This window comes from Corynebacterium oculi, from assembly GCF_001412105.1.
Lineage (GTDB): Bacteria > Actinomycetota > Actinomycetes > Mycobacteriales > Mycobacteriaceae > Corynebacterium > Corynebacterium oculi.
In genome coordinates this window covers 1-26413 of record NZ_LKST01000002.1, presented here as the reverse complement: position 1 = coordinate 26413, position 26413 = coordinate 1, and the positions used below count along the sequence as shown (strand labels likewise).

At 61.6% G+C, this 26413-nt stretch carries 26 protein-coding genes, 1 other RNA gene and 3 pseudogenes; 20 read left to right on the top strand and 10 right to left on the bottom strand.

The window, feature by feature from the left end; genetic code table 11:
* The first annotated feature begins 187 nt into the window (after window positions 1-187).
* The 3 genes from Cocul_RS13130 to Cocul_RS11720 all read left to right on the top strand — a co-directional run bounded on the left by Cocul_RS13130 (window position 188) and on the right by Cocul_RS11720 (window position 2193).
* Window positions 188-556: a trypsin-like serine protease gene (locus tag Cocul_RS13130; protein WP_082422159.1), complete on the top strand. Its 369-nt coding sequence runs from the start codon at window positions 188-190 to the stop codon at window positions 554-556.
* Window positions 557-658: 102 nt separating this feature from the next.
* A complete protein-coding gene (locus tag Cocul_RS13125) occupies window positions 659-886 on the top strand; it encodes a trypsin-like serine protease (RefSeq protein WP_425388776.1) in 228 nt (75 codons plus the stop codon).
* Window positions 887-1086: 200 nt separating this feature from the next.
* Window positions 1087-2193 (top strand): esterase/lipase family protein, encoded by a 1107-nt coding sequence (locus tag Cocul_RS11720; protein WP_245622104.1) that lies wholly within the window; start codon window positions 1087-1089, stop codon window positions 2191-2193.
* Between the two features lie 111 nt (window positions 2194-2304).
* Here the strand turns inward: Cocul_RS11720 and Cocul_RS04075 are convergent, their stop codons facing one another.
* From Cocul_RS04075 to Cocul_RS11715, 4 genes are read right to left on the bottom strand one after another with little or no spacing between them, the layout of a single operon-like run.
* Window positions 2305-2646: a hypothetical protein gene (locus Cocul_RS04075; RefSeq protein WP_055122055.1), complete on the bottom strand. Its 342-nt coding sequence runs from the start codon at window positions 2644-2646 to the stop codon at window positions 2305-2307.
* Window positions 2647-2685: 39 nt separating this feature from the next.
* Window positions 2686-2937 (bottom strand): hypothetical protein, encoded by a 252-nt coding sequence (locus Cocul_RS12225; RefSeq protein WP_150114358.1) that lies wholly within the window; start codon window positions 2935-2937, stop codon window positions 2686-2688.
* Window positions 2938-2939: 2 nt separating this feature from the next.
* The gene (locus Cocul_RS04070) at window positions 2940-3542 is read right to left on the bottom strand and encodes an AAA family ATPase (RefSeq protein ID WP_055122054.1); all 603 of its coding nucleotides are present in this window, start codon (window positions 3540-3542) and stop codon (window positions 2940-2942) included.
* Entirely contained in the window at window positions 3539-4423 is an 885-nt protein-coding gene (locus Cocul_RS11715) for a tyrosine-type recombinase/integrase (protein ID WP_082422157.1), read from the bottom strand. Before Cocul_RS11715 ends, Cocul_RS04070 begins: the two co-directional genes overlap by 4 nt.
* 349 nt (window positions 4424-4772) lie before the next feature.
* Between Cocul_RS11715 and Cocul_RS04065 the strand changes: the two are divergent.
* Both Cocul_RS04065 and Cocul_RS04060 read left to right on the top strand, forming a co-directional pair.
* Window positions 4773-5920, top strand: a pseudogene (locus tag Cocul_RS04065) (ATP-binding protein).
* 45 nt (window positions 5921-5965) lie between these two features.
* Window positions 5966-7531, top strand: coding sequence for a glycoside hydrolase family 5 protein (locus tag Cocul_RS04060; protein WP_082422156.1), 1566 nt, complete (start codon window positions 5966-5968; stop codon window positions 7529-7531).
* A gap of 7 nt (window positions 7532-7538) precedes the next feature.
* Here Cocul_RS04060 and Cocul_RS04055 read toward each other — a convergent pair whose 3' ends face one another.
* Window positions 7539-9122 carry a succinic semialdehyde dehydrogenase gene (locus tag Cocul_RS04055; protein ID WP_055122053.1) on the bottom strand — a complete coding sequence of 528 codons (1584 nt, stop codon included), beginning with the start codon at window positions 9120-9122 and terminating at the stop codon, window positions 7539-7541.
* Between the two features lie 49 nt (window positions 9123-9171).
* On the opposite strand from Cocul_RS04055, the gene Cocul_RS04050 reads away from it, so the two are divergent.
* On the top strand, window positions 9172-9942 hold the full coding sequence (locus Cocul_RS04050; RefSeq protein WP_150114357.1) for an SDR family oxidoreductase: 771 nt from the start codon (window positions 9172-9174) through the stop codon (window positions 9940-9942).
* A gap of 40 nt (window positions 9943-9982) precedes the next feature.
* On the opposite strand, the gene Cocul_RS04045 is transcribed toward Cocul_RS04050, so the two are convergent.
* Together Cocul_RS04045 and Cocul_RS04040 are read right to left on the bottom strand one after the other, a co-directional pair.
* Window positions 9983-11593: an inorganic phosphate transporter gene (locus Cocul_RS04045; RefSeq protein WP_055122051.1), complete on the bottom strand. Its 1611-nt coding sequence runs from the start codon at window positions 11591-11593 to the stop codon at window positions 9983-9985.
* Window positions 11594-11742: 149 nt separating this feature from the next.
* Window positions 11743-11958 carry a hypothetical protein gene (locus tag Cocul_RS04040; protein ID WP_055122050.1) on the bottom strand — a complete coding sequence of 72 codons (216 nt, stop codon included), beginning with the start codon at window positions 11956-11958 and terminating at the stop codon, window positions 11743-11745.
* A 126-nt stretch (window positions 11959-12084) separates the two neighbouring features.
* Between Cocul_RS04040 and Cocul_RS04035 the strand changes: the two genes are divergently transcribed.
* On the top strand, window positions 12085-12948 hold the full coding sequence (locus tag Cocul_RS04035; RefSeq protein ID WP_055122049.1) for a GDSL-type esterase/lipase family protein: 864 nt from the start codon (window positions 12085-12087) through the stop codon (window positions 12946-12948).
* On the opposite strand, the gene hisN is transcribed toward Cocul_RS04035, so the two are convergent.
* A complete protein-coding gene (gene hisN, locus Cocul_RS04030) occupies window positions 12934-13710 on the bottom strand; it encodes a histidinol-phosphatase (RefSeq protein ID WP_055122048.1) in 777 nt (258 codons plus the stop codon). The genes Cocul_RS04035 and hisN overlap by 15 nt on opposite strands.
* Entirely contained in the window at window positions 13703-14620 is a 918-nt protein-coding gene (locus Cocul_RS04025) for an inositol monophosphatase family protein (protein ID WP_055122047.1), read from the bottom strand. Before Cocul_RS04025 ends, hisN begins: the two co-directional genes overlap by 8 nt.
* 93 nt (window positions 14621-14713) lie before the next feature.
* Here Cocul_RS04025 and Cocul_RS04020 point away from each other — a divergent pair, with 93 nt between their 5' ends.
* From Cocul_RS04020 to Cocul_RS03990, 8 genes are all read left to right on the top strand, one after another.
* On the top strand, window positions 14714-15253 hold the full coding sequence (locus Cocul_RS04020) for a hypothetical protein (RefSeq protein ID WP_055122046.1): 540 nt from the start codon (window positions 14714-14716) through the stop codon (window positions 15251-15253).
* A 121-nt stretch (window positions 15254-15374) separates the two neighbouring features.
* Window positions 15375-16475, top strand: a complete 1101-nt coding sequence (gene prfB / locus Cocul_RS04015; protein ID WP_055122045.1) for a peptide chain release factor 2 — start codon at window positions 15375-15377, stop codon at window positions 16473-16475.
* 161 nt (window positions 16476-16636) lie between these two features.
* Window positions 16637-17326: a cell division ATP-binding protein FtsE gene (gene ftsE, locus Cocul_RS04010; protein WP_055122044.1), complete on the top strand. Its 690-nt coding sequence runs from the start codon at window positions 16637-16639 to the stop codon at window positions 17324-17326.
* Between the two features lie 25 nt (window positions 17327-17351).
* Window positions 17352-18254 (top strand): permease-like cell division protein FtsX, encoded by a 903-nt coding sequence (gene ftsX / locus Cocul_RS04005; protein ID WP_055122043.1) that lies wholly within the window; start codon window positions 17352-17354, stop codon window positions 18252-18254.
* Window positions 18255-18280: 26 nt separating this feature from the next.
* Complete coding sequence (smpB, locus tag Cocul_RS04000; protein ID WP_055122042.1) at window positions 18281-18778, top strand: SsrA-binding protein SmpB; 498 nt, start codon at window positions 18281-18283, stop codon at window positions 18776-18778.
* Window positions 18775-19161 carry a DUF488 domain-containing protein gene (locus Cocul_RS03995; RefSeq protein WP_055122041.1) on the top strand — a complete coding sequence of 129 codons (387 nt, stop codon included), beginning with the start codon at window positions 18775-18777 and terminating at the stop codon, window positions 19159-19161. The genes smpB and Cocul_RS03995 overlap by 4 nt, the downstream gene beginning before the upstream one ends.
* A gap of 39 nt (window positions 19162-19200) precedes the next feature.
* Window positions 19201-19577, top strand: a transfer-messenger RNA (tmRNA) gene (ssrA, locus tag Cocul_RS11505).
* A 337-nt stretch (window positions 19578-19914) separates the two neighbouring features.
* Window positions 19915-21006 (top strand): alkene reductase, encoded by a 1092-nt coding sequence (locus tag Cocul_RS03990; protein ID WP_055122040.1) that lies wholly within the window; start codon window positions 19915-19917, stop codon window positions 21004-21006.
* Here the strand turns inward: Cocul_RS03990 and Cocul_RS03985 are convergent.
* Window positions 20985-21356 carry a winged helix-turn-helix transcriptional regulator gene (locus Cocul_RS03985; RefSeq protein WP_055122039.1) on the bottom strand — a complete coding sequence of 124 codons (372 nt, stop codon included), beginning with the start codon at window positions 21354-21356 and terminating at the stop codon, window positions 20985-20987. The two genes, Cocul_RS03990 and Cocul_RS03985, sit on opposite strands and share 22 nt — an antisense overlap.
* A 62-nt stretch (window positions 21357-21418) precedes the next feature.
* Between Cocul_RS03985 and Cocul_RS03980 the strand changes: the two are divergent.
* From Cocul_RS03980 to Cocul_RS03960, 5 genes and pseudogenes are all read left to right on the top strand, one after another.
* Window positions 21419-22408, top strand: a pseudogene (locus Cocul_RS03980) (NADP-dependent oxidoreductase).
* A 113-nt stretch (window positions 22409-22521) separates the two neighbouring features.
* Window positions 22522-23535: a siderophore ABC transporter substrate-binding protein gene (locus Cocul_RS03975; RefSeq protein WP_055122038.1), complete on the top strand. Its 1014-nt coding sequence runs from the start codon at window positions 22522-22524 to the stop codon at window positions 23533-23535.
* Window positions 23536-23602: 67 nt separating this feature from the next.
* Window positions 23603-24465: pseudogene (locus Cocul_RS03970) on the top strand (iron chelate uptake ABC transporter family permease subunit); the annotation flags it as partial.
* 68 nt (window positions 24466-24533) lie between these two features.
* A complete protein-coding gene (locus Cocul_RS03965; RefSeq protein ID WP_055122037.1) occupies window positions 24534-25523 on the top strand; it encodes an iron chelate uptake ABC transporter family permease subunit in 990 nt (329 codons plus the stop codon).
* Window positions 25520-26275 carry an iron ABC transporter ATP-binding protein gene (locus tag Cocul_RS03960; RefSeq protein WP_055122036.1) on the top strand — a complete coding sequence of 252 codons (756 nt, stop codon included), beginning with the start codon at window positions 25520-25522 and terminating at the stop codon, window positions 26273-26275. The genes Cocul_RS03965 and Cocul_RS03960 overlap by 4 nt, the downstream gene beginning before the upstream one ends.
* The last annotated feature ends 138 nt before the right edge of the window (window positions 26276-26413 follow it).

The following is a 26413-nucleotide window of genomic DNA, read 5'->3' as shown; positions in this document are numbered from 1 at the left end:
ACCTTTGGGCGTGGTGTGATTCTGCATCGATTTTCCAGTTGTGAGGAGGTGTGGCGGTAGCCATGACTGAAGGGTAGGTGCTGAAGTGGATGCTCTGGGTGCATGGAACGTTGGTTGCTAGGTCATGTTTTATGCGGGTATGCTGAGAAATTAGGTAATCTTTGCTTTGATGTAGTTAGATGGAGTTGTGAATTTTTTCAAAAAGCTACCTGTGGTGGCTACCTGCGCTGTGTCAACGTCGATAGTGCCGGTGGCTGGAGCTGTCGAAGGTGGCCATGATGCCGTGGATACTCCTTGGGCAGCTAAGGTTTTGGTCTCTGGTCTGTGTAGCGGATCGGTTGCCGCACCTAACTGGGTGCTCACCGCACAGCATTGTGTGGGTGATCAGCAAAATGGAACCGTCAAGCTTGGGGAAAGGGCGGAAGGCGATTACCAGATTGATAGGGTAGTCGTTCATCCTTCTGGGGCAGATGTTGCTTTGGTGCACACTACGGAAGCGATGCCTGTGGCGCCTGCTGTGCTGTCTCCGGTGAGATTCCGTCTACTGGTCATGTAAGTCAGATCAGTGGATGGGGTGCTGGTCGCTATCCGCTCCAGCAAGGGCACTGCGGAAGTTATTGGTCACTATGACGATAATGATGGCCTGGGGAATGCGAAGATGGTTGTGACCCGAGGGATTGTTGGGAACCAGGAGCCGGGTGACTCCGGCGGACCGTTCCATGATGGGCGGCTTGTTTATGGCGTGATTTCTGCGGTGGGTGGCAAGGATGAAGGGGGGGGGCATATCCCAGCTAACTACACTGCAGTTGCCCCGATCTTGCCGTGGGTGTACAGGACTATTGCGCTTTCGGGTCAGTTTTCTACAGGTTCCTTGGGATCTGTCTAACCAGTTTTTGCCCATTGAGTAGGCTGGCACTTTAAAGTGCCGGCCTATTTTTTGTTGCAGTAATAATGCATATTTTTATGTAGTAAAAATTACATTTGTCACATATAGCTGCTTTGCTGATCATAGTTATTTTGGGTATGGTGTTCTTGGCCTTGCGTATGCGGGCAGTCTCTATTTTCTTGAAAGGTGTGAGGTAGATCGTGAAAATTTCACGTATATCGGCCGCATGCGTTGCGGCTTTAGCTCTTTTTGCTGGTAGTACCCAGGCTGGAGCTGTGCCGGGATCGAGTGATCAGCCTGCTGTTGGTGGTGAGGTGCTGGAGTGGACTGGCATGGGGCCGCAGGGGGAGAGGGCCCCCGGTTTTGCTGATGTGATGCTCAAGCAGGGACTGACGGAAGATATTAGCCCGTTAGGGTCTAATGTCGCGTGTACGCCAGAGCCTGGGGAGAATCCTGTCATCCTTTTGCATGGGCTTAACTCCAACTCGTATCAAACGTTTGCAGCCATGGCTCCTGACCTGGCTGCGATGGGGAAGTGCGTGTACGCATTTAACGTCGGTAAGCTTCCTGGTACTCCTACTCCTGAGGGAAGCTCGCTTTTGGGCTCTATTCCTACGTTCCGCGCTATGGCACCTATCTCTCAGTCGGTAGAGCAAATTACTGAGAAGATAGCTCAGGTCAAAGCGATGACTGGTGCGCAGGCTGTGGATATGGTTGGTCATTCTGCTGGTGCCACCATTGCTACTGCGTATGCCAAGCAGGTAGGTGGTGAAGGGGTTGGTACTATTGTATCAATCTCTGGTGTACTGAATGGCACTGGTTTGTTAGGTGTTGGGTATGGTCTGGAGAAGCTGAATGCACTGAATGGTATGGGAAATCTCATTACTGAGTTGATTGCTAGCCCGAGTGTCCGTGATTTGCTTCCTAACAGTGAGTTTAACAAGAAGCTTCATGATGCCCCTATTGAAGTTCCTGGGGTGAAGTATGTTTCTATCTCTACCCTCTTTGATGAAGCGGTAACTCCTTTGTCTGCAAGCCAGTACACTGCAGAAGGTGCAGAGAACTATGTTTTGCAGGATGGGTGTAGCTTGGACGCTTCGGAGCATCTTGGTATTACCTATTCTCCCCGTGCGATTGCCATGACTGCTAACGCTTTGGGGCGTGATGTTGCTGTTCCGTGCGCTCCGATGACGGCCTCTTCGGAGAATAGTGCTCCGGGGGTTGGTCCTGTTAACATTCCGTCTCTTCCGGGCGTTTCTGATGGGTTCAGCCCGATAGACGAGATGTCGTCTAAGCTTTCTTCGTAAGCTGGTTTGCTGGCAAGTAGTCAATGAGGGGGTCTGACTTGCCAGCAAGCTGATTGTTTGACCGGGGTGGGTAGCGGCAGGAGGATCGCTGGGGGTGTATTTGTATCCTCCTTATTCTTGGTAAGAGTTCTCGTTGGGGTCGGATGTGGGGGTGGGTATGAGTGTTCCTTCTCCTGATTCGAGGACGTTTTTGTTGTGGAGTTCGGTGTAGTTTTCGTTAGTTTTTTCTATGATGGCACCAGAGAAAGCGAAAGCCATTCCGAAGAATCCCCAGCCGAAGGCGAGAATTGCTGAGAAGGGGAGGATGAATATTGCGGCGAGGAAGCGTGAGATGATGCCTTTTGCTTTGATAAAGGCGACGATGGGGATGCCGAGTAGAATGGCCCAGAAGATGAATCCGTAGAGGTTGGCCGTCGCGGATGGTAGGTCTAGTGCGTGGATGGTAGTGGTCATGATGTCACCTTTCGGGGTGGGGCGTTGTCGGGCGGGCGGTTAATTCTTGGGTGGGCGGGTGTTTGAGATATAGGGTGCTGTGTGTTCTTCTAGGTATTCCTCGATGAGTTGGTTGAGAAATTGTTCCATGGTGATTCCATGGAAGCTAGTGTAGCTTTTGAGGTTTCTTCGTGTTTCTGGATCAACACGGAAGGTGATTTTGGGGCGTGGGTCAGTGGCTTTGCGCATGGTGTCTTCTGCGCGGACAGCGCTGCGGGTGGGGCGACGTCGTTGGGGGAGCATGGGGTTCATGGTTAGGCGGTCTCCTTCAGTGCGATGTTTTCTGTGATGGTGTTGGCTAGTGTGTCGTAGCCGTAGAGCATGCCTGTGGGGTTTGTGCCCCACATTGCTTTGATTTTTTGTCGGAGGGGGATGATCGTCCGGTAGGTGGGGATATTCTCGGTGCGTAGTGCTTTTTGGATGTCGGTGAGTGCGGTGGTGCCGAGGCGAGCACTGGTGATGAGCACATGAGTTGGTTTAGTGGTGGAGAGGCTTAGTGTGTCCCACATGCGGTCTACTTCTATTTCGCTGGGGCTGGTAGGGATGATGATTTCATTGGCTGCGTTGATCGCTGCGTTGATGGCAGTGCTTCCTCCGGGAGGGCAGTCGATGAGGACGTAGTCTGTTCGGGGGCGTAGGCGGTTGAGGGTGGCTGGGTTGGCGACGGTGACGGGAAAGTTAAGGGGTGTGTTGTTGTCGGCGGCGAGTGCTGCCCATTCGGATGCAGATCCTTGGGGGTCTGCGTCGTAGACGGTGACGCTGTATCCGAGGTTGGTCAAAGCGGTGGCGAGCAGGATTGTGGTGGTTGTTTTCCCGGTGCCGCCTTTGAGGTGGCAGACGGTGATGATGGTGCTCATGGTTTTTTCTCCTTCGGGGGTCGTGCGTTGGTGAGCTTGATTTCTGTGGCGGTGGTGATCTTGATGAGGCCTCGAGGTTCTATTTGGGTGTATCTGCGTGTGGTGTTTAAGGAGGCGTGTCCGAGTGCTTCTTGGACTGCGATGATGTCGTTTGTGTCGTGGTAGGCGCTGGTGGCGAATCGGTGGCGTAAGGTGTGTAGGCTCCATCCGTCTGGTAGTGCGGTGGACGCAATTTTTCCGATTGCTGCTGGTGAGAGGTGTCCATCGGTGTTTCCTGGGAAGAGCCAGTATTTGTCTTGTATGTATGTCGTGATGTGTTTGTGGAGTGAGCGTGTGAGGGGAAGCGTCCGTGTTTTTCCTCCTTTGCCGTGGACGATGATGTATGGCTGGTCATTGGTGACGGTGATGTCTTTGGCGCAGATGATTGCGATTTCTGATCGGCGGAGGCCGAGTTCTGCTGCAAGTCGGAGGATGAGGCTTGTTCGTGGTGGGGTTTCATAGAGAACTTCTCTTAAGATTTCTTCGGGGATTGGTCGTGGTCTTCCCTGGTTTCGTCGTACCGCAGGGAGGTTTGTTGCGGGGTTGTTGTCGTGTCCGTACCAGGTGCAGCGCCAGGTGAAGAAAGCGCGGATTGATGTGTAGTGGGAGTGTCGTGTTTCCGGGGACCAGTTTTTCTCGCCTAGCCAGAGGGTGAGGTCACGTTCGGTGACGTTGTTTGGGGCTTTGTAGATTTCTCGTGCGAGGTAGCGGATGTGGCGTATGCGTGTGTCAACGGATCGGTGACGGATCCCGGATGTGTGCAGATGTATCTCCCAGGTGCGGATTTCATCGTGCCAAATCTTGGGTATGGGTAGGAGGTAGGGGCTATCAGAGATGAGCATGTGCTATAGATTATTATTCTTCTCGTTGTGTGACATTTATTGGTTCCGGGTTGATGGCGTGCTGTGTTGCCGGGCTGGCGGCTTGCTGGCTTGTGGGCTGTTTTTATAGATCCAGAGGTCGTTGGTTCGAATCCTGCCCCCGCTACCAATTTATGGCCCCTCACCAGCAGAAATGCGGGTGAGGGGCTATCGCTTTCAACCTCGTTTAACCCAGAAGTCGCTTTAGAGCCACAACACGGTGTCCGGTACTGTCACACCTCACGGGAGAAGGCTCCGTGGCGCGATCCGCGCACGCCAGGTGAGCCTGAATTTCATAACCATTCATAAACCCCTCCGCTATGCTGTGCGCATGACTCGCCAGCGGAATCCCTTTAAAGCGACCTTCGGTGCCACGCCGCCGGAGTTGGTGGGCCGCAATCACGTGGTGGAGAACTTCGGTTATGCCCTCGACGATGGCCCCGGTACCCACGAGCGGGTCTCCCTCGTGGTGGGGCCGAGGGGAATCGGGAAAACCGTTTTGCTCAACGCCCTGGAAGATGAGGCGAAGGCGAAGCACGGCTGGAAAGTATTCAGTGAGACCGCCACCACCGGCTTTGTTCGGCGGTTACGGGATCGGATCGTGCGTTTCCTGGCGCAGAACAAGAGAATGAGCATCGGTGGCGGGGTGAACTGGGAGTCCACGGCACTTCATGATCCCACCTATACCCTGCGCGAAGCTCTCAAGGATCTGCTTGCTTATAAGCGGGAAGAAGATCGCCGCGCGCAGCAAGCCCCCACGGGAGTGTTCATCACCCTCGATGAGATGCACCACCAGCGCAGCGAGGAGGTTGTGGAGTTCGGCGTGACGATCCAGCATCTCGTGCGGGAAGAAGAGGAGATCGCCGTGGCGATGGCGGGTATCCCCTCCGCGATCAAACCGCTGTTGGAGGATAAAGACACCGCCAATCCCGTTACCTTTCTGCGGCGCGCGGAGCGTATAGAACTTGATCGTGTTTCCGACACCGCCGTGGAACAGGCGCTGCGCAAACCCCTCCTGGAGATGGGCATGGAGTGGGATACGGAGGCATTAAGAAAGGCCGTGGCGGCCTGCCAGGGCTATCCTTTTATGATCCAGCTGGTGGGCCAGTATTCCTTCCGGCAGAGGGAGAGTAACCTCATTACCCCGGCTGCGGCGGGGGCCGGGGTGGAGATAGCGCAAAGAAAGTTAGGCCAGCTCGTCCACGAGCCGGCGCTCTCCGATCTCTCCGAGGTAGATCGGACGTTCCTGGTACATATGGCGCAGGACACTGGCCCCTCTAAAACCAGCGATATTGCCGAGCGGATGGGGTTTCTGCGTCATATGCCGGAAACTATCGTCGCCGCCTCCTCGACGCGGAGATGATCGCGGAAACCGGCCGGGGCGAGGTGGACTTTGCCCTGCCCTATCTGCGGGAATACCTGCGTGAGCACGCGGCGAGTATGGCTGCGCGCTCGTCCCGGTCATGCCGTAGGGTATGAGGCATCGTTCCTCTTTGCTTCCCTAACTTTTGAGGTGTGTTCGCTATGCGTCTTGCTTCTCGCGCGGTAAAAATCCCCCTGGCGTTGTGCCTGGGGGTGCTCGCCGTTGTTCCTACCCCCGCTTTCGCGCAGGGCCTTCTGGCCGAGCAGCCTCCGGTCGCGATGCAGCAGGCCGCGCCCGTCGATACGCAGGCCGCGCAGCCCAGCATCACCCAGCGTGGCCCCATAAGCCAGCAAGGACGCTGGTATACCGATGGTGACGGCCGGGCGTTCCTCACCGCGGGTGTGAACATGGTGTACAAGCACGCGCCTTATACGCCGGAGGCCGGTGGTTTTAATGCCGATGATGCGCAGTGGCTTCAGGATAATGGTTTTGATTCCGTGCGCCTGGGCATCATGTGGAAGGCAGTGGAGCCGGAACCGGGTGTTTATGATGACTCTTATCTCGAAGCGATTTCCCGCACGGTTGAGGAACTCACGGGGCGCGGTATTGCGGTGCTTATCGACGCCCACCAGGACATGTATAACGAGAAGTTCGAGGGGGAGTTTGCCCCGGACTGGGCGGTGATTGATGATGGTTTGCCGAGCCTACTCAAGGTGGGTTTTCCCACCAACCAGGCGGTGAATGTGGGCCTGTTGCGCGCCTACGATAATTTCTTGAATAACGCCCCCGGCCCGGGCGGCGTGGGATTGCAGGATCGTTATGCCGCGATGTGGCAGCACGTGGCGCAGTATTTCCAGGGGCGCCCGGGAGTGATGGGCTATGACATTATTAATGAGCCCTGGCCGGGTTCTGCTTATCCGTTGTGCTATCTCACCTTGGGGGATTGCGGTCCGGCCACGGCAAAGCTGGATGAGCTCCATGAGAAGGCCGCTCGCGCGATCACGGAGGCGGATCCCCAGGCGATCGTGCACTATGAGCCCTATTCCATGTGGAATACGGGGATTAATACGCGCCCGGCTCGCCCGGAGAGCGCGGGGCAGGCGTCCTTAAGCTGGCACGTGTATTGCACCACTAATGCGCTGTTTGGTTCCTATACGGGCTGTGAGTTCCCCGATTCCGCCACCTTTGATAATGCGGAGAAGGTGGCGGGAGAGCACAACAGCGCCTTGCTGCTCAGCGAGTTCGGGGCCACCGACGATGCCGCCACCCTCAGCGGCGTGATCGGCCAGGCCCGGGAGCGCCTGATTGGCTGGCAGTACTGGTCCTACTGCGGTTGCGATGATCCCACCACGCAGAATCAAAAGGAGCAGGGGATCGTGGCCGATCCCGCCGCGCCGGGCCCGGTCACGGCGGACGCGGTGAACGCGGATAAGCTGGCGATCCTGGCGGCCCCGCACGCTCGTGCCGTGGCCGGTACCCCCACCGAGGCGCGCTGGGACGCGCAGACCCGCACCTACGTCGCGGCCTGGGACGCCGCGCGGGTGGACGGGCAGGGCGCCTTTGCCCCCGGTTCCGTGAGCGAGATCGCCGTTCCCTCCGCGAATTTCCCCCAGGGGTACGTTGCCGAGGTCAGCGGCGGGCGCGTGGCCTCGGAGCCCAACGCCACCCGGCTTCTGGTGGAGTCCACCGGGGAGGGGCCGGTGAGCGTGACGGTGCGCGCCCGGTAGGCGTGGCCTATTGCAGGAGCCTGGTGATCTTCCCGGCCCGCAGCAGGGCGCTCATGATGGCGGCGTAGACCTTCCGGGGGAGGCGGCGGGGGCCTTGGAGGGCCATGATCCTTTGCTCCGCGATGGTCTGGGCGTCCGTGTATTTGGTAAGGCCCTCGTCGCCGTGCCGGTGGGCCATGCCGGATTCCTTCATGCCGCCGATGGGGGAGTCGTAGGACCCCCAGCTGGCGGAGAAACCATCGTTGATGTTGACGGACCCGGCCTCGATCGGGGGGGGGGCGGCCCAGGCGGTGTTGGGGGCGGCAAAGACGCTGGAGTTGAGGCCGTAGTTGGTGTCGTTGCACAGGGCGATGGCCTCGTCCACGGTGCGGACTCGCTCGATGTAGATGACCGGCCCAAAGACCTCCTCGCGGCGCAGTCGGGCCTCATGGGGGACGTCGGCAAGCACGGTGGGTTCGTAGAAGTAGGGGCCCAGGTCGGGGCGGGCGCGCCCGCCGGTGAGCACGGTGGCACCCGGGCTGCGGGCGTCCTCCACGTAGGAACGCACGGTATCGAGCTGCTGCTGGGAGGCGAGCGAGCCCATCTCGATGGCCCAGTCGAATCCCGCTCCGAGCTTGATGTCCGCCACGCGCCGCGTGAAGGCCTCGGTGAACTCCTCGTAGATGGCGTCCTCCACGTAGATGCGTTCGATGGAGACGCATAGTTGGCCGGAGTTGGCCAGGCAGCCCAGGACGGCGGAGTCTAAGGTTTTGTGGATATTCGCGTCGCGCGCCACGATCATGGGGTTCTTCCCGCCGAGTTCGGCGGAGTAGCCGATGAGCCTCCGCCCGCAGATCTCCCCGAGGATCTTGCCGGTGGCGGTGGAGCCGGTGAACATGAGGTAATCGCAGCGCTGCGCGATCGCGGTGCCCACCACTCGCCCAGAGCCGGTGACCACCTGGAGGACGTCCTCCGGCAGTCCCGCCTGGTGGAGTAGGCGGGCGCAGATCAGCAGGGAGAAGGGGGTGGCGGAGTCGGGTTTGGCCACCACCGCGTTGCCCGCCATGAGTGCGGCGATGGCGTCGGAGATGCCCAGGGTGAGGGGATAGTTCCACGGGCTGATCTGCCCCACCACTCCCTTGGGGCGGTGATAGGTGTAGGTCTTGGTGAAGAGGGGGAGGGCGCCGTTCTTGCGTCGCGGGGAGAGGAGCTTGGGGGCCGTGGTGGCGTAATGCCGGGCGTTGATGGCGATGTCGAGTACCTCGTCGAGGGCGGAGGCTCGGTTTTTGCCGGTTTCCACCTGGGCGATGTCCAAAAGGAGCTCGCGGTTGCTGAGGACGAGGTCATGGAATCGACGCAGGATCACGCTGCGCTCCTTGACGGGGGTGCGTGCCCAGAGGCGCTGCGCGGCGCGTGCCCGAGTGAAGGCGGCCTCCACGTCCTCCTCGGTGGAGGTGGGAACCCAGCCTAGCTCGGTGCCGGTGAAGGGGTTTTCCACGGTGAGGCGCGGGCGCTCGGGCATGGTGCCCAGGCGGGCGCTGACGGTCAGGGCGCGGAGCCGGTGGGCGAGGTCGTCGGGCAGGGGTTGATCGAAGCGCAATATATGTTTCATGTCGCAAAATCGTACATGGTGTGATGGATCTTTTTTAAGGTGCTCCTCTATGAGGAAAAGCATTTTTATTTCAGGGGGTGCCTCCGGCATCGGGTGCCAGGTAGCCTTGCGCTTCCATCGCGAGGGGTGGATCGTGGGCGTGTACGACCGCGACGAGCGCGCGCTTGCCGCGCTCAACGAGGAATACCCGGGGATCGTCACCGGGCCGTTGGACGTCACGGATGCCCAGCAGTGGGAGGAGGCCCTGGCGGACTTTGCCTCTCACACTGGGGGCAGGCTCGACGTGCTGGACAACAACGCGGGCATCATCGGCGATGGTGACATCGTGGATCAGTCCCCCGAGGTGATCGCCGCGCAGAATAACGTGAACTGCACCGGTGCGGTTCTGGGCGCTCGCGCCGCGCACCGCTATCTCAAGGGCACCAAGGGCTCGCACCTGGTGAACATGGGTTCGGCCTCCGCTATCTACGGCCAGCCGCACATCATCCCGTATTCCGCTTCTAAGTTCTACGTCACGGGGTTGAGCGAGGCCCTGGATTTGGAGTGGCGGCGCGACGGTATTCGCGTGGTGTGTCTGATGCCGCTGTGGGTCAAGACCAAGCTTGCGGACGTGGAGGCGGCCTCCACCAAGCGCCTGGGGGTGCGGATCACCCCGGAGCAGGTGGCCGAGGCGGTGTGGAAGGCGGTGCATCCCCGGAACATTCTGGAGCGGCAGCGGCGCTTCTATTCGGTGTCCACCACCGATCTGGTGTTCCGCTACCTGCGGCGCATCGTCCCGCAGCCGGTGGTGCGCCTGGTGAATATGCTGGTGGCCGGGTAATCCCCCGGCGCACCGGCCTTTCGGGGGTGTCCTTCGGGGGCTACCCGAAGATCGCCTGCAAGATCACCACGCCGATGGCCCCCACGCCGGCGGCGGCGGGCACGGTGATGACCCAGGCCAGGGCGATGGGCCGCATGAGCTTCCAGTTGGCGGCGCGGTTGACCATGCCCACGCCGAGCACCGCGCCGATGAGGATGTGGGTGGAGGAGACGGGCAGCCCCAGCAGGGAGGCGCCCATCACCACGGCGGCGGCGGCGAGTTCCGCGGAGAACCCGGAGGCCGGGTGCATCTTGGTCAGGCCGGTGCCCACGGTGACGATCACGGTGCGGCCGATGAACCAGAGGCCGCACACCAGGGCAATGCCGCAGGCCAGCAGCAGCGGGCCGGGAACCTCGGCCTTGGCGTTGATGTCGCCGTTCTTGAGCACGTCGAGCACGGCGGCGAAGGGGCCCACGGCGTTGGCGATGTCGTTGGAGCCGTGGGAGAAGGCGAAGGCCGCGGCGGTGAACACCTGCAACCAGGAGAAGAGCAGGAAGGTGGAGCGGTCGAGGTCGTGGCGCTTGAGGGTGCGCGCGAAGATGAATACGGCCATCCACACGGAGGCCCCCACCATGCCCATGATGAGGAAGTTGCCCACGTTATCAATGCCCAGGTGGAGGTTCTTGAGGCCCTTGAAGAGCATCATGGCGCTGATGATGATGGCGCCAAAGGCCGCCAGCAGCGGAACCCAGCGCTCCAGGGCGCGGTGAGCCTCCACGTCATCGGCCTTGGCCTCGATGTCATAGAGTTCGCGGTAGTAATCGGATTCCAGGTCGTCGCGGCTGTAATCGCCGCGCTGGGTGGTCACGGCGTCGCGCGCCATGGCGTTGGTGTAGGAGATCTGCTGAATCTCATTGAGCCGCTCGAAGGATTCCTTGTGGCGGTTCTTTAGCTCAAAGCGCTCCTGCTTGATGGCGCGGAGTTTGCGGTCGGCCTCCTCGTTGTACACCAGGATGCCGCGCTTGATGGCGCCGAAGAGCAGGTAGGCCGCCACGCCGCCGAGCACGGGGGAGAGGAACCAGGAGATCACGATCTGCCCGATCTGATCCCACTGCACCATTTCCCAGCCGCCGCTGTGATCGCGGAAGCCCACGCACAGGGCCGCGCCCACGATGCCGCCGATGATGGAGTGCGTGGTGGACACCGGCCAGCCCATGCGGGTGGCCACCAGGAGCCACAGCGCCGCGCCCAATAGGGAGGACATCATGATGTACACGAAGGTCATGGGCTCCATGGAGGTATCGAGATCGACGATCCCGGAGCGCACGGTTTCGGTCACATCACCGCCGGCGAGGATAGCGCCGCCCACCTCAAAGACGGCGGCGATCATGAGGGCCTGCTTCATGGTGAGCGTTCCGGCACCCACGGAGGTGCCGAAGGAGTTGGCCACATCGTTACCGCCGATGTTAAAGGCCATGAAGAAGCCGAAGATGATGGTGAGGATGAGCACCCCATAGTGCATGGATTGGTTTACTTCCCCAATCGCCCACATCACGAAGGTGCCAAAGGTGAGTGCAAGGAGGAGGCCGAAGGAAAGGTGCCACCATTTGTCGCTGGTGGCCTGCTGAGTTCTTTCGTTCAGCGCCCCGGTGGTAGTCGCCGCATCAGACATGGAGAGGGTCCTCAACTAGAAACGAAGGTACGGAGATGGTTGCGGCTCGGGTGCTTGCCGGCGCGGGTACGCCACCAAAAAGTCGAGCCAGGAACATACTTATAACGGCCCAAGGTGAACGCGGAGTGAACAGCGGGGCGGTGGGGTGATTAGAAGAACGTCACCGCGCGGGACGTGAGGGGGACCAGGCGCTCGATGAAGGTGAGGACGTCGCTGGCGGGGGAGGCCTTGGCCGTTTTCTCCGTGCGGTGTTCGGCGGCCTGCTTGACGACGTCCCCCGGCGCGGCGTGGGCGGGGATCGTCGCCGTGCCGAGGGCAAGCATGGCGGCGAGGCCTGCGGTGCCGATGCGGGAAGAGAACCTCATGGCGCGTCCTTTACGGAAGAAAGCAGCGGATTATGAGGCGAAGTCTACGGGGAAGCGCCCAGCGCGGGCAACACTGCTGGGGCTGATGGGGCTGGAGTGGCAAAATGATGTACTAGGATTGGGCGGGTGCACAAGCTACGTTCCTCTCTGATCCGAGGCCTGGCGGCCCTGACCTGTGCCGTGGCCTCCTCCGCCGGGATCCCCGCCGCCCACGCCGCCCCGGCGGGCAACATCGTGACGCTGGGTGATTCCTTCACCGCCAACCCCTCCGCGCTGTATAAGAACTTCGGCGGCGTGGTTCCGGGCCTGGTGCCGGAGGACTATCCCAATCAGGAGGGCTGCCTCCAGGCCCCGGATAACTGGCCACGCCTGGTGGGGCAGCGGGTGGGTGCCCCGGTGGCAGACTGGTCCTGCACGGCCCAGACCTCCCGCACCATGCTGGGCCGCCTCGACCGAGCGATCGTCACCGGGGATCTCCACCCCGGCACCCGGGCGGTGGTCATGGCGATCGGCATGAATAACTTTGGCCCCTTTGGCGTCAAGGACGGCACCAATCCCCTCGACGCCCCCAGTCACCGCCAGGCCTTCCTCGATGACATCCGCGCCGCCACCGAGCGGATTCGCGCCACCGCCCCGCAGGCGAAGATCGTGCTCTCCGGGATGCCCTCGGTGTCCACGGGGCCCTCGTTTTGCGCGGTCAATATCCACCCGGATAACCCCGGCCTGCTGCCCGAGGGGCTGCACATTCCGCTGCTGGGCCAGGTGGAGGATGAGAACTCCGCGCGCCAGGCGCAGGCGGCGGCAGAAAACGGGCTCCGCTTTGTGAACCTGCGCGACGCCACCCGGGATAACGGCACCTGCGCGCCCAAGGACTCTGAGCGCATGGTGGCGGGGATCGTGGACTTCACCAGCCCCCAGTGGAACATCGTGTTTCATCCCACGGTGGTGGGGTCGAGGTTCATGGCGGATCAGATTTCACCCCACGTTTAAGGCCGCCAGCACCTCCTCGTGGAGCAGGCCGTTGGTGGCCACGGCGTCACCCCCGTGCGGGCCCTCCTGCCCGGAGAGCGAGGTGAATCTCCCCCCTGCCTCCGTGACCAGGCAGGACAGCGCCGCCAGATCCCACAGGGACACCTCCGGCTCGGCGGCGATGTCCACGGCCCCCTCGGCCACCAGGCAGTAGGAGAAGAAGTCCCCGTATCCGCGCAGCCGCCAGGTCTTTTCCGTCAGGGAGAGGAAGGAATCGCGCAACCCGCGCTCCGCCCACCCGGCGAGGGAGGAAAAGGAGAGCGAAGCATCGCTAAGCGAACTCACCCGTGAGGCGTGGAGCCGCGTGGGATCGCCACCGCCGAACGTGCGCCACGCGCCGCTTCCCGTGGCGGCGTACCAGCGCCGCGCCAGCGCCGGGGCGGAGACCACGCCGAGGACGGGGCGGCCGTCGATAAGCAGGCTGATGAGCGTGGCCCACACGGGCACGCCGCGCACGTAATTCTTGGTGCCGTCGATGGGGTCGATCACCCACTGCCGCCCGTGGAAGCGGGGAGAGCCGCCGAACTCCTCGCCCAATACCGCGTCCCCGGGGCACTCGGCCGCCAGGAGGGCGCGCAGTTCCCGCTCGCAGGCGAGGTCGGCGTCGCTCACCGGGGTCATGTCCGGTTTGGCGCTCACGGATAAATCGCTGGCCTCGAAGCGCGCCAGGGTGATGGCATCGGCGGCGTCGGCCAGCCTCAAGGCTAGGGCAAGATCACTCATGGGCTTCCTTCAATAGTTCTGCGATGTTCTCCACGGCGGTGGGGTTCCCGGCAATGCACCAGGTCACCCCGCCCGAGGTGACCTCGCGGGTGCGTCCTCCCGCGCCCTCCACCAGGGCCTTGCCGGGCAACCAATCCCAGGCCGGGACGCTGTGCTGCGTCCACGCGCCCAGGGTGCCCTCGGCCACGCCGGCCAGATCCACCGATCCCGCGCCTAACATGCGCAGCGTGGCGGCCCGCCGGGCCACGGCGGCCCAGGCGGCGTGCACCTCGGGCCGGGCCATCCACGTGGGGTGCAGGTAGGTGGCCAGGCTGACCTCGTCGAGGGGAGCAGGGGAGAGGCGGGCAACCGCCTTCTGACCCCGCGTGGTGGGAAGATCCGGGCCGCCGCACCAGGTATAACCCATCGCCGGGCGGTGAACCGCCCCTAAGAGTAGGCGTTCGGGGGCCTGGGGGCTTCCCTCCACCAGGGCGAGCGCCGAGCACCAGTAATCCGAGCCGGAGGCAAAGTTATAGGTGCCGTCTACCGGGTCAATCACCCAGGTGCGGCCGCTGCGGCCGGGTCGCTCGGTGCCCTCCTCCCCGAGCAGGCCGTCCTCGGGGCGCAGCAGGGCGAGCGCGGCGGTGATGAAGCGCTCGGCGGCGCGGTCGGCGTCCGTGACCACGTCCGTGCGGGAGGTCTTGTAATCGGTCTTGACCCCGCCCTCCCGCATCCGCCAGGCCAGGCGGCCCGCGTTGAACACGAGGGCGGTGGCTAGGCGATCGTCGGGGTCCTCGGCGTGCGCCACAGCAAAGGTCTTGGCCAGGGCGGCCACCATTTCTTCGAGGCGCTCCTCCGAGAGCGCGTGTGCTGCGGATGCTGTGGATGCTGCGGGGTCCGTGGGTTCCGTGGGGCCTGTGGGGTCAGTCATGGGGTCTATTGTGCCTCAACGGCCAGGTGAGCAGCGCAGGGCGGGCCGCGCGAGTCCTTGACGCGGCACATGCTGTACATAAGCATGGAGTGCATGGAAATTATTGCTGCCGTTCTGGGCGCGGTGCTCATACTGGGCGCCCCGCCCCTGGTGGGAGTGTTGGTGCTGCGCGCGTACCGCAAGGCGGAGCGCCGGGAACCAAAGAGATGGGATAGCGGCGCCGGGCCGGGCGCTCCGGTGCTCTTCGGGCTGGGCCTGGTGAGCGGGGTGGCCTGGATCGCTCTGTGGTACAGCTGGGGCGGCGGGCCCATGCGCAACCAGTATCCGCACTGGCAGGTGGTGGCCTCCGCGATCTGCGTGGTGGCGGGGGCGGTGGCCCTGGGCTGCTGGGCTCGCTGGCTGCTCAGCGGCCCCCTGGTTGCGGCGATGGGCACGGCGCTGGGGCTATGCGTGGGCTTTGCCTTCTTGTGGGCACCCCAGGACGATACCGGCCTGTGGCTCGCGGGACTGATGTTTGTGGAGGCCGGGGCCAGCGTGGGCCTGCTGGTGGTGAGCGCCGCGGTGACCGTGGGGAGGCGTTGGAGGCAGGCGCGCCGGGTGGGGCGGGCGGCCCCGCGGCCCGGCCGGGACTAGCGGGCTGGGCATGAGGCCGGGCAAGGGGGCGTCGATAAGCGCCACCGTGGTGCCAGCGGGGGATATGCGCCGCGTACCACCCTGCGGGGAGAGCGGGGCGCAGCCGGTAGAATAAGCAACCATGCGACCGGAGATTACGTCAGACCTTCAGGACCTTGATGCCACGCTCACCACCATCGAGCGGGTGATGGACCCCGAGGCCATGGCGACGCGCGTGCGCGAGTTAGAGGCCCAGGCTGCGGACCCCTCGCTGTGGGACGATCCCGAGCACGCCCAGACGGTGACCACGGAACTCTCCAACGTGCAGGCGCAACTGCGCAGACTCAATGACCTCCGCGGACGCCTCGACGATCTGCCGGTGATGTACGAACTAGCCGAGGAGGAAGAAGACGGCCTAGCCCTGGCGGATCAGGAGCGCGCCGAACTGCGCGAGGGCATCGAATCCCTTGAGGTCAAGACGATGCTTTCCGGGGAATACGATGCCCGCGAGGCCGTGATTAATATCCGCTCCGGCGCCGGCGGAGTAGACGCGGCGGATTGGGCGGAAATGCTCATGCGCATGTATATCCGGTGGGCGGAAAAGAACGCACACTCCGTGGACGTGTATGACATCTCCTACGCGGAGGAGGCGGGTATCAAGTCCGCCACCTTCGTGGTGCACGGGGACTATATGTACGGCCAGCTTTCCGTGGAGCAGGGGGCGCACCGCCTGGTGCGGATCAGTCCCTTTGACAATCAGGGCCGCCGCCAGACCTCATTCGCGGAGGTGGAGGTGCTTCCCGTGGTGGAGCAGACCGATCACATTGATATTCCCGAGGCGGACGTGCGCGTGGACGTGTACCGCTCCTCCGGCCCCGGCGGGCAGTCGGTCAACACCACGGATTCCGCGGTGCGCCTCACCCACATTCCCACCGGCATCGTGGTGACCTGCCAGAACGAGAAGTCCCAGATTCAAAACCGCGCCTCGGCCATGCGCGTGCTTCAGGCCAAGCTCCTGGAGCGCAAGAGGCAGGAGGAACGGGCGGAACTCGACGCCTTGGGCGCCGGTGGCAACGCCTCCTGGGGTAACCAGATGCGTTCCTACGTGCTGCACCCGTACCAGATGGTGAAGGATCTGCGCACCGGCTACGAAGTGGGCGACCCGGCCAAGGTGCTCGACGGCGATATTGATGGGCTGCTGGAATCCGGTATCCGGTGGCGCATGGCGCAGCAGGGGGATTAGGGGCCGCTTGGCGACGCCGCTTTTTCGGCGCCGTGGGGCCGGGCGCGGGGGTTCGGCATGGCGGGGTCAGGTGCGGGGGTTAGGCGCGGCGCCAGGCCTCAGTTATTAACTTTTTTCACAGGCGTTTCTTATGTCCTGGGGATTCGCTACACTCATCAAGCGTGATTACGTTCGACTCCGTCACCAAGGTCTACAAGACGTCTACCCGGCCCGCGCTCAATAACATCTCCCTGGAGATCAAGCCGGGGGAGTTCGTATTCCTCATCGGCCCCTCCGGCTCGGGCAAATCCACCTTCCTGGAACTGCTCATCAGGGAAGAAACGCTCACCTCCGGCAATATCCACGTGAACTCTTTCCACGTGAACAAACTGCGCGGCAAACAGGTCAACGAGCTGCGCCGCAGCATCGGGTACGTGTTCCAGGACTTCCGCCTGCTGCCCAAGATGACGGTGTATGACAACGTGGCCTTCGGCCTTGAGGTGATTGGCACCAAGCGCCGGGAGATTGAAAAATCCGTGCCGGAAACCCTGGAACTGGTGGGGCTTGCGGCCAAGGCCAACCGCATGCCCGGCGAACTCTCCGGCGGCGAGCAGCAGCGCGTGGCCATCGCGCGCGCGTTTGTCAACCGCCCGCAGGTTTTGCTTGCCGACGAACCCACCGGCAACCTCGACCCCGATACCTCGGACGGGATCATGAACCTGCTGACGCTGATTAACCGCACCGGCACCACCGTGATCGCCTCCACCCACAACGCCCGCGCCGTCAACGACATGCGCCGCCGCGTGATCGAGCTCAAGCTCGGTGACCTGGTGCGCGACGACGCCCACGGCGTGTACGGCGAGTCCCACTAAGCGCGATAAGAAAGGCTAAGCCACGATGAACACCGGATTCGTGCTGCGCGAGGCCAGCAAGGGCCTCGCCCGCAACATCACCATGACCATCGCGCTGGTGATTACCACCGCGATTTCCCTCGCCCTGCTGGCCACCGGCTTCCTGGTCACCAACATGACTGCGGAAACCAAGAAGATCTACCTCGATCGCGTGGAGGTAATGATCCAACTCGACGAGGACATCTCCAGCGGCGACGAGAACTGCACCTCCGCGGAATGCCAGGAGGTCTACTCGGCCCTCGACGGCGCGGACGGCGTGGAGAGCGTAAAATTCCGCTCCCGCGAGCAATCCTACGAACGCTTCGTGCAGGTGTTCCAGGACACCGACCCCGAGCTGGTCAAGGACACGGACAAGGACGCCCTGCCCGCCGCGCTGCACGTGCGCCTGACCGATCCCCTGGACACCACCCCGCTGGAGGCCGTGGAGGGCATGGATCAGGTAACGGAGATCGTGGACCAGGTGGGCGATCTGCGCGGCGCCACGGACAACCTCGACTCCGTGCGCAACGCCACCTTCCTGCTCGCCGCGGTGCAGGCGGTGGCCGCCATCTTCCTCATCGCCAACATGGTGCAGATCGCCGCCTATAACCGCCGCGATGAGATGGCGATCATGCGCATGGTGGGCGCCTCGCGCTGGTACACCCAGGCCCCCTTCATCCTGGAGGCCGTGGCAGCCACCCTCATCGGCGCAGTGTTCTCCACGATGGGGCTCTTCCTGGGCAAGACCTTTGTGGTGGACAAGGCGCTCTCCGGGCTGTACGAGGCGCAACTCATTGCGCCCATCACCAGCTCCGATATTTGGCTGGTGGTGCCCGGCGTGGTGCTGGTGGGCGTGATCTTTGCCGCCCTGACCGCGCAGATCACGCTGAGGGCGTATGTGCGCAAATAACCCTCCGGGGTAGCATGGCTATCACTATGGCCAAAAAGAAGAAAAAAAAGGTGGTGGGTGGCGCCGGAGTCATTGCCAGCAACCGCAAGGCCCGCCACGATTACACCATCCTCGAAACCCACGAATGCGGCATCGCGCTTGTGGGCACGGAGGTGAAATCCCTGCGCGAGGGCAAGGCCTCCCTGGTGGAGGCCTTCGCCACCATCGACGAGGGCGAGGTCTGGCTGCGCCACCTCCACATTCCCGAATACTCCCGGGGCTCGTGGACCAATCACTCCCCGCGGCGCGTGCGCAAACTCCTCCTGCACCGCCGCGAGATCGACTCCCTCATGGGCAAGGTGCGCGACGGGCGCAAAACCCTCGTCCCGCTCTCCCTCTACTTCAAAAACGGCCGCCTCAAAGTGGAACTCGGCCTGGCGGAGGGCAAGCAGGCCCACGACAAGCGCCAGAGCATCAAGCGCCGCACCGAAGAGCGCGAGATCGTGCGGGATCTGGGGCGCAAAATCAAGGGGATCCATGCGTGAGTATCGCCCCGCTCAAAGTGCATGATCTGCTCCAGGGGCGCGCCTGCGCGAGCGGAAGCGCCGTCCTGGTAGACCGCCTCTGGCCCCGCGGCGTGGCCAAAAGCGATCTACCCCATGACCTCTGGCTGCGCGAGGTAGCCCCCAGCCCCGAACTGCGCCGCTGGTTCGGGCACGACCCCCAACGCTTCGCGGAGTTCTCCCACAGGTACCGGGAGGAACTCGATGTGGGCAATGCGGAGGTAGAGCGGCTTGTGGCGATGGCCCGCACGGAGGACATAAGCCTGCTCTACGCCGCGAGGGATAGGGAACACAATCATGCGGTGGTACTGGCCCAATGGCTCAAAGAGGCGCTTGCTTCCGGGGCCGCCGGGACGGTAGAGTAGGCCGAGCCGCAAAGAAAAGCACATACCCGCTTTGCGTGAGGGGCCGTTTTTGGTTTCGACTCCGTGAATGTCACCAGGGGAAGCGTGCCGGTGCAGGCTAGAGACCACCGTAAGCGTCGTAGCAACCCGATAAGCGCCGAGAACACTCAGCGCGACTACGCCCTCGCTGCCTAATTAGCGAGCGCGTGTCTGTCAGCCCAGGACGTGTCCCCGTCCTGGAATCTGGCATCGACTAAGGGACTTGCTGTCAGGCCGTGTCAACGGGGCCTCACAGGACTCCTACCGTTGGCTGGGCTCATCATCTGGACGAGTTCGCCCGATCCAGAGAGCCGAGTAGAGATTCCGCGCGGACTGCGCACGGAGAAGCCCTGGTGAGGTCGCGGAGGACCCGGGTTCGATTCCCGGCGGCTCCACAAATCCCCCTGAACAGCGTTGCTGCTCAGGGGGATTTTTCTTGGATTTATGGGGTCTGACCTGCGGGTATGGTAAGTGTGTCATGGCGTGCAGTAAGGCACTCTCGCGCCCCATGTAGCCCCACGCGGTAGTCATAGTGGGGGTATGGGGTTCGCTTTTGTTCGGGTAGTTTGTGGCTGGGTATTTTGACAGGAATAACGATTGGGGTGGGGGTTCTTAGCGCCGTGCGCGTTGTTTGAGTCGATGAGGGTGATAAAACCGATAACAACTTTGGCCTCATCGGATCAGCGGCGCGTTTCCCGGCTGGAATAAACCCCATCGCCGCGTGTTGTACCCACCATGACTTCCTTGTTTGAACCCCTGGAATTGGGCCGATACACCCTAGCTAATCGCGTGACTATGGCCGCGTTAACGCGGCAGCGTGCGGGCCGCAGCGGTATTCCCATGGATTTGCATGCGGAGTACTATGCGCAGCGCGCCTCGGCGGGTTTGGTGGTTACGGAGGGGACGTTCCTCGCGGTGACTAATCGGGCTTTTCCCGGCCAGGCGGGCGTGGAAACCCCGGAGCAGCAGGAGGGGTGGTCGCGGGTGGTTCGCGCTGTGCATGATCGGGGTGGGGTTCTGTTCATGCAGCTTATGCACGGTGGTCGCATGTCGCATCGGGATTTGTTGGAGGGGCATCGGCCGGAGGCTCCGAGTGCCCTGGCCTCGGGCACGCAGGTCCATACCTTTGAGGCCAAGGTGAATGCGGAGGAGCCGCGGGAACTGGGCATCGAGGAGATGCCACGCGTGGTGGAGCAGTTCCGGGCGGCTGCGCGTCGGGCTATCGACGCCGGTGTGGACGGCGTGGAGATTCACGGCGCTAATGGTTATTTGTTGCACGAGTTCTTGGCCCCGTCCTCGAATCGCCGCATCGATGATTTTGGTGGCTGCCCGGAGAATCGGCGCAGGTTGCCGGAGATGGTGATCCGGGCGGTGGCGGAGGAGATCGGCGCGGATCGCGTAGGGGTGAGGCTTTCCCCGGAGCATAATATTCAGGGGGTGGTGGAAACGGATCGTGAGGAGACCCACCGAACCTATATGGGATTGGTGGAATCGGTGGGTGACCTGGGGTTGGCGTATGTGTCGTTGCTCCATAAGGACGCCACCGCGAGCGATCTCATTGCGGATCTTTCGCGGGCGATCCGCGCGAATGGGAAAACGCGCGTCATTCTTAATACCGGCTTTGCCACGGTCACGGATAAGGCGGAGGCGGTGGGATTGCTGGAAAGTGGGCGCGGTGACGCGGTGGCGGTGGGCCGGGAGTTCATTGCGAATCCTGACCTGGTGCGCCGATGGCGGGAGGGGATCGCGTTGAATATCCCGGATCCCGCCACGTTTTATGCGCCGGGCGCGCGTGGCTATACCGATTATCCCTTTGCGGGTGGGTGAGGGACGGGCGGGTTTTGCTGGGTGCCCGGCACGTGCTTGATGCCCCAGTTTTGTAGGGCCTCCAGGATCGGGGCGAGGTCGTGGCCCTTGGGGGTGAGGGCGTAGGCGGCGCGGGTTCGGCTGCCCTGTTCTTTGTACTCCTCCTTGGTGAGGATTCCGGCCTCCGTGAGTTTGCGGAGGCGCGTGGAAAGGAGGTTTCGGGGGCAGCCGAGGCTGTGTTCTATCTCGTTGAACTTGGTGTGGCCAAGGTAGAGATCGCGGAGGATGAGGAGCGTCCATTTTTCCCCGAGCAGTTCCAGGCTTGCGGCTATGGGGCAGGTGCCGTTGGTGTGGTTCTCTGCGCTTGCCATGTGGTAGCATCCCATCTAGGTTTATTTTTATTACTCAGATATTCTAGTGAGGAGCCTACGCGATGAAAAATTATGTTCTGCGATCCTATGATCGCGGCGGCCAATGGGGGTGGGAGGATCGAGCGGTGCCTGATCCTGGGCCCGGCGAGGTACTGGTGAAAGTCCGTGCTGCGGGGCTCAATCCCTTGGACCGTATGATTGCGGAGGGGCAGCTCAAACAGCTTTTTTCTTATCGTTTGCCGCAGGTGATGGGGCAGGAGTTTGCGGGCACCGTGGAAAAGATAGGTGCCGGAGTGGAGAAATTCCGGGTTGGGGATAGCGTGTTTGCACGCTCCGATATTCATGCGCTGGGGGCTTTCGCGGAATATGCGGTGGTCTCCGTGAAGGACATGGCTCCCATGCCGAAAAAGCTTACCTTTGCCGAGGCGGCGTCGTTACCGCTAGTCTTGCTCACTGCTATCCAGGCCTTAACGGAAAAGGTGCGGATCAAGCCCGGCGATAAGGTGTTTATTCAAGGCGGTGTGGGCGGTGCCGGGTCTGTCGCGGTGCAGGTGGCAAAGTATCTGGGGGCGACGGTGGCTACCACGGTAAGTGGCAAAAACGTGGAGTTGGCTAAGCGGTTGGGGGCCGATGTGGTGGTGGATTATAAAACTCAACGCTACGAGGATTATGTGCAAGATTATGACGTGGTGCTCGATACCCTGGGTAAAGGGGAAACGGTGCGGGCGATGAGTGTGCTGCGCCCTGGCGGTACCGTTGTGTCCCTCGTGGGTGATCCCGATCCTGATTTTGCGCGGCAGGCGGGTAAGCCCTTTCTTGTGCCGGTGATGTGGGTGCTGGGCGCGAGGGTTCGTCGGGAGGCAAGAAAACGGGGAGTGAACTATAAGTTTCTCTTTATGCGTGCCAACGGCGAGTAATTGGCGGATTACACTCCGGCTATAGAGGCAGGGGACATACGGCCGGTTATTGGTCATGTATTTCCGTTTTCGGAATTGGAAGAGGCCTTGGAGTTATCGGCCTCGGGGAGGGGCGCCCCGGCAAGATCGTCGTAGAAATGCGGTAATGGGGGTGGTCTCGGGGGTGTGCGCCCGGGCGGTACGGGGTAGGCCATATGCTAGAGTCCCTGATTAGGGTTGTCTAACAATACTTTTTTTAAGGGAAGCATATGGTCAAGAAGCGTTTTGCCCTCCCCGCGCTCGTCGTGGCGGCCAGCCTCGCGCTAGCCGGATGTTCCTCCTCGGGGGAGTCGGAGCAGGAGACGAGCCAGGCAGGCGAGGTCACCACCGTATCGGTGGAGGACAACTACGGGGTCAAGGAGGTGTCCGTTCCGGCAAGCAAAGTGGCGGCCACGGATAACCGTAGCTTTGAGCTTTTGGATAAGTGGGGCGTGGATTTGGTTGCCGCCCCCAAACAGCTGATTCCCTTCACCGTCACGGACTACCGGGAGGATGATTCCATCGTGGATCTGGGCTCGCACCGGGAGCCCAACCTGGAAGCCTTGGCCGCGGCCCAGCCCGACCTGGTTATCAACGGCCAGCGCTTCAGCCAGTACTACGAGGACATCGTGAGCCTGAATCCCCAGGCCACGGTGGTGGAACTGGAGCCGCGCGAGGATAAGCCGCTGGCGGATGAACTCAAGCGCCACACCCTCGCGCTGGGGGAGCTTTTTGACAAGAAGTCGGAGGCGCAGGAAACGGTGGAGGCTTTCGACGCCGCCCTGGCTCGCGCTAAGAAGGCTTACGACGGCGCGGCCACGGTCATGGCGGTCAACGTGACGGGCGGCGAGATCAACTACATCGCCCCGAGCACGGGCCGCACCTTTGGCCCCGTCTTTGACATGCTGGGCCTCAAGCCGGCCCTTGAGGTGGAGAATGCTTCCCAGGATCACCGCGGCGATGACATCGGCGTGGAGGCCATCGCGGAGGCGAACCCGGACTGGTTCTTCGTGCTCGACCGCGACGGCGCGGTGAGCGCACGCACGGAACCCGGCTTTGTCAAGGCTCAGCAGATTGTGCAGGATAACGCGGTGCTCTCCCAGCTCGCGGCGATCAAAGACAAGCACGTCTATTATGCCCCGCAGGATACCTACACCAATGAGTCTATTCTCACCTACACCGAGATTCTCAATGGCATTGCGGATGCCTTTGAATCCGGTGCGGGAAATGATGAGGCGGTCTAGTTTTTCCTCGTGAAGCGAGGAGCCTGCCCGGGGAGGGCAGGCTCCTCTTATTCGTGTAAGGGCATGTATGCGTACTTTTGCGTTTCCCCTCGCCGTGGGCGCGGTATTAATCCTGCTGATCCTTTCCCTCTTGACCGGGGAGTACAGCATTTTTGACCACAGCGACGGCCGCGAGATGTTCGCGCTCACCCGGATTCCCCGGACGGCAGCCCTGGTTTTGGCCGGAGCCGCGATGGCGATGTCCGGGTTGGTCATGCAACTTCTCACCCAAAACCGCTTTGTGGAGCCTACTACCACGGGTACTACGGAGTGGGCCGGCCTGGGCTTGCTTTTTGTCATGTACTTTTTCCCTTCCACCAGTATTTTGGGCCATATGGCGGGGGCAATCGCCTGCGCCTTCATCGGGACGATGGTCTTTTTCCTCTTCCTGCGCCGGGTATCTCTGCGCTCCTCCCTGATTGTTCCCATCGTGGGGATCATGCTGGGTGCGGTGATAAGTTCTCTCTCCACGTTCTTCGCACTCAAAACGGATATGCTGCAAAGCCTGGGGGTATGGTTTGCGGGGAGTTTCACCTCGGTGATCCAGGGGCAATGGGAGGTGCTGTTGCTGGTGCTCGTGGTGGTAGCCGCAGTGTTTTTCTTCGCGGATCGCCTCACGGTGGTGGGGCTGGGGCAGGACATCGCCACCAACGTGGGGGTGAACTATAACCGCATGATCCTCGTGGGAACCTCCCTGATCGCGGTGGCCACCGGCGTGGTCACCGTGGTGGTGGGCAATCTTCCCTTCCTGGGCTTGATCGTTCCCAACATCGTCTCCATGTTCCGGGGGATGACCTCCGCTCTAATCTTCCCTGGGTGTGCCTGCTCGGCGTCGGCGTGGTCACGGCCTGTGACCTGCTGGCCCGCACGATTATCGCGCCCTTTGAGATTCCGGTATCCGTGGTCCTTGGCGTGCTCGGCTCCGTGATTTTCACCCTGCTGATCGTGAGGAGGGCCCGATGAGTTCCTTTTCTTCCCCACGGGCGCGATACAAGTATTGGTTGATTCTGGGAACATTGGTGCTGCTTGGTGGGCTTTCCGCCTTTGGGCTGCTGGCCTATCAGAATCCCATGCCGGTGGGCTCTGAGGTCTTTTGGCGCATTGCACACAGGCGCCTGGACGCGGTGGTGGCGATGGCGATTGTGGCTCTGTGTCAGGCGATGGCTACCGTGGCCTTTCACACGGTGACCAATAACCGCATCATCACCCCCTCCATCATGGGGTTTGAGTCCCTGTATGTGGCCATTAATACCGCAACCGCGTATTTCTTCGGTGTCACGGGTTTGTTGGAGTCCCGTAACCTCACCATGCTCATTCTCCAGATCTCCCTTATGGTGGGCCTATCCCTCATTCTCTATAGTTGGTTGCTTTCCGGGAAAAATAACCTTCACGCCATGCTTCTCATTGGCATCGTGATCGGCGGGGGATTGGGTTCCCTGTCCACGTTCATGCAGCGCCTGCTTACTCCCAGCGAGTTCGATGTGCTCACCGCCAGGCTCTTTGGCTCGGTGAATAATGCGGACTCCAGTTATTACCCCGTGGTGCTTCCCCTCTGCCTGGGCGCGGCCGCGATCCTGTACCTTCTATCGCGCCACCTGAACGTGATTTCCTTGGGCAGAGAGGTCGCCACCAACCTGGGGTTGCGGTACCGGGGGGCGTCGATAAGCATTTTGATCCTGGTGTCCGTGTTGATGGCGGTATCCACCGCTTTGGTGGGGCCCATGACGTTCCTGGGCTTCCTGGTGGCCACGCTGGCTTATCAATTCTCCGATACCTACGATCACCGATACATATTCCCCATGGCCTTTGTTACGGCCTTCACGGTTGTGGCTGGGGCATACTTTTTGATGAATCATGTTTTCTATGCCCAAGCTGTGGTATCCATCATTATTGAGTTGATTGGTGGATGCGTATTCCTTGCCGTGCTCTTGAGAAAGGGGCGCCTGTGATTGAACTAAAAAACGTGTCCAAGAATTATGGTGATGAGGTATCCATCGGCCCAGTAGATCTCACGATTCCCGCCGGTGGCATTACCGCCCTGGTGGGGCCCAACGGCGCGGGAAAATCCACCCTACTCACCCTCATTGGCCGACTCCTGGACATGGATGAGGGACAGATCGAGGTGGCGGGCTATGACGTCACGAGCACAAAATCCGCCGACCTGGCAAAGATCGTGTCCATCTTGCGTCAGGAGAATCACTTCATCACCAAGCTCACCGTCCGGCAATTGGTGGGTTTTGGGCGCTTCCCGTACAGCAGGCGGAGGCTTAGCGCGCGGGACGATGAGATCATCTCCCGCTACATCGAGTTCCTCAACCTTCAGGAATTAGAGGGGCGCTATTTGGATCAGCTCTCGGGAGGGCAGCGGCAGCGGGCTTACGTGGCGATGGTTCTGTGCCAGGAAACCGAGTACGTGCTTCTCGACGAACCCCTCAACAACCTCGACATCGCTCATTCCGTGGAGATGATGAAGCACCTCCGGCGCGCCGCCGAGGAGTTTGGCCGCACCTTCATCATCGTTTTGCATGACATCAACTACGCGGCCCGCTACGCCGATTACGTGTGCGCGGTCAAGGGTGGTTCCGTGGTGGAATTCGGACCCACGGAGGAGGTGATGGTGGGGGAGACGCTGACCGAGATTTTCGATTCCCCGATCACCGTGATCGACGGTCCCGATGGTTTGCTTGCCTGCTATCACTAAAAATATCCTTGTTGACCTGGTTGTTTGTGTGTTGGGTGGGGGGTGTGTAGGTTATGGGGGGTCGCCGCAACGGCCCTGGGGGATCACTAGTGTTGGTGGTTCTTCGTTTGGTTGGGTGTTGTGGTGGGTGTTGTGTGA

What these genes read in the sequence shown, in the direction of transcription:
- Cocul_RS04075 (WP_055122055.1), bottom strand. Translation starts at nt 2,646, where the DNA reads ATGACCACTACCATCCACGCACTAGACCTACCATCCGCGACGGCCAAC.
- Cocul_RS04025 (WP_055122047.1), bottom strand. Translation starts at nt 14,620, where the DNA reads ATGACTGACCCCACAGGCCCCACGGAACCCACGGACCCCGCAGCATCC.
- Cocul_RS03975 (WP_055122038.1), top strand. Translation starts at nt 22,522, where the DNA reads ATGGTCAAGAAGCGTTTTGCCCTCCCCGCGCTCGTCGTGGCGGCCAGC.
- Cocul_RS03985 (WP_055122039.1), bottom strand. Translation starts at nt 21,356, where the DNA reads ATGGCAAGCGCAGAGAACCACACCAACGGCACCTGCCCCATAGCCGCA.
- smpB (WP_055122042.1), top strand. Translation starts at nt 18,281, where the DNA reads ATGGCCAAAAAGAAGAAAAAAAAGGTGGTGGGTGGCGCCGGAGTCATT.
- prfB (WP_055122045.1), top strand. Translation starts at nt 15,375, where the DNA reads ATGCGACCGGAGATTACGTCAGACCTTCAGGACCTTGATGCCACGCTC.
- Cocul_RS13125 (WP_425388776.1), top strand. Translation starts at nt 659, where the DNA reads ATGGTTGTGACCCGAGGGATTGTTGGGAACCAGGAGCCGGGTGACTCC.
- Cocul_RS04055 (WP_055122053.1), bottom strand. Translation starts at nt 9,122, where the DNA reads ATGAAACATATATTGCGCTTCGATCAACCCCTGCCCGACGACCTCGCC.
- Cocul_RS04040 (WP_055122050.1), bottom strand. Translation starts at nt 11,958, where the DNA reads ATGAGGTTCTCTTCCCGCATCGGCACCGCAGGCCTCGCCGCCATGCTT.
- Cocul_RS04050 (WP_150114357.1), top strand. Translation starts at nt 9,172, where the DNA reads ATGAGGAAAAGCATTTTTATTTCAGGGGGTGCCTCCGGCATCGGGTGC.
- Cocul_RS04045 (WP_055122051.1), bottom strand. Translation starts at nt 11,593, where the DNA reads ATGTCTGATGCGGCGACTACCACCGGGGCGCTGAACGAAAGAACTCAG.
- Cocul_RS04070 (WP_055122054.1), bottom strand. Translation starts at nt 3,542, where the DNA reads ATGAGCACCATCATCACCGTCTGCCACCTCAAAGGCGGCACCGGGAAA.
- Cocul_RS03965 (WP_055122037.1), top strand. Translation starts at nt 24,534, where the DNA reads ATGAGTTCCTTTTCTTCCCCACGGGCGCGATACAAGTATTGGTTGATT.
- ftsX (WP_055122043.1), top strand. Translation starts at nt 17,352, where the DNA reads ATGAACACCGGATTCGTGCTGCGCGAGGCCAGCAAGGGCCTCGCCCGC.
- Cocul_RS11715 (WP_082422157.1), bottom strand. Translation starts at nt 4,423, where the DNA reads ATGCTCATCTCTGATAGCCCCTACCTCCTACCCATACCCAAGATTTGG.
- Cocul_RS03990 (WP_055122040.1), top strand. Translation starts at nt 19,915, where the DNA reads ATGACTTCCTTGTTTGAACCCCTGGAATTGGGCCGATACACCCTAGCT.
- Cocul_RS04020 (WP_055122046.1), top strand. Translation starts at nt 14,714, where the DNA reads ATGGAAATTATTGCTGCCGTTCTGGGCGCGGTGCTCATACTGGGCGCC.
- Cocul_RS12225 (WP_150114358.1), bottom strand. Translation starts at nt 2,937, where the DNA reads ATGAACCCCATGCTCCCCCAACGACGTCGCCCCACCCGCAGCGCTGTC.
- hisN (WP_055122048.1), bottom strand. Translation starts at nt 13,710, where the DNA reads ATGAGTGATCTTGCCCTAGCCTTGAGGCTGGCCGACGCCGCCGATGCC.
- Cocul_RS04060 (WP_082422156.1), top strand. Translation starts at nt 5,966, where the DNA reads ATGCGTCTTGCTTCTCGCGCGGTAAAAATCCCCCTGGCGTTGTGCCTG.